Origin of the sequence: Virgibacillus sp. M23 (assembly GCF_034190895.1) — a bacterium.
GTDB lineage: Bacteria > Bacillota > Bacilli > Bacillales > Amphibacillaceae > Virgibacillus > Virgibacillus salarius.
In genome coordinates, this window is record NZ_JAWDHA010000141.1 from 1 (window position 1) to 719 (window position 719).

The window sequence follows — 719 nt, forward strand, 5'->3', positions numbered from 1 at the left end:
TTTTTGAGGAAATCATGTCAAAGCACCAAGCGGACTATCTGGCGCTTGCTCATCATGGAGATGACCAGGTTGAAACAATGCTTAGGAGATTGGCTAAGGGCGCGCTTGGAACGGGGCTTGCGGGAATGCAGCCGGTTAGACGTTTTGGGACGGGGCGGATCATCAGGCCGTTCCTAACGATTACAAAGGAAGAGATCCTTCGCTATTGCCGTGAAAACGGCTTGAGCTACCGGACGGATGAAAGCAACGCCAAAGATGACTACACAAGAAACAGATTCAGAAAAACAGTGCTCCCGTTCTTGAAAAAGGAGTCTCCGGATGTGCATAAAAGGTTTCAAAAAGTGAGTGAAGCACTGACGGAAGATGAGCAATTCTTACAGTCATTAACGAAAGATGAAATGAATAAAGTAATCACAAGCCAGTCTAATACATCAGTTGAAATCAATTCCTCTCAATTGCTTGCCCTCCCGATGCCTTTACAAAGAAGAGGAGTTCAACTAATATTAAACTATCTTTATGANAACGTTCCATCATCCTTTTCAGCCCATCACATTCAACAGTTTCTTGATTGGGCGGAAAATGGCGGTCCTTCAGGAGTATTGGACTTTCCGAAAGGGCTGAAGGTGGTCAAATCATATCAGACATGTTTGTTTACATTTGAACAATGGCAGTGCAAAAATGTTCCCTTTGAATACCAAATAAGCGGAGCTGCTGATGAA

Annotated in this window: 1 pseudogene; it reads left to right on the top strand. The window is 43.9% G+C overall.

Annotated features, from left to right (window positions below):
- Window positions 1-719 (top strand): annotated as a pseudogene (tilS, locus tag RVS70_RS21650) (tRNA lysidine(34) synthetase TilS); the annotation flags it as partial.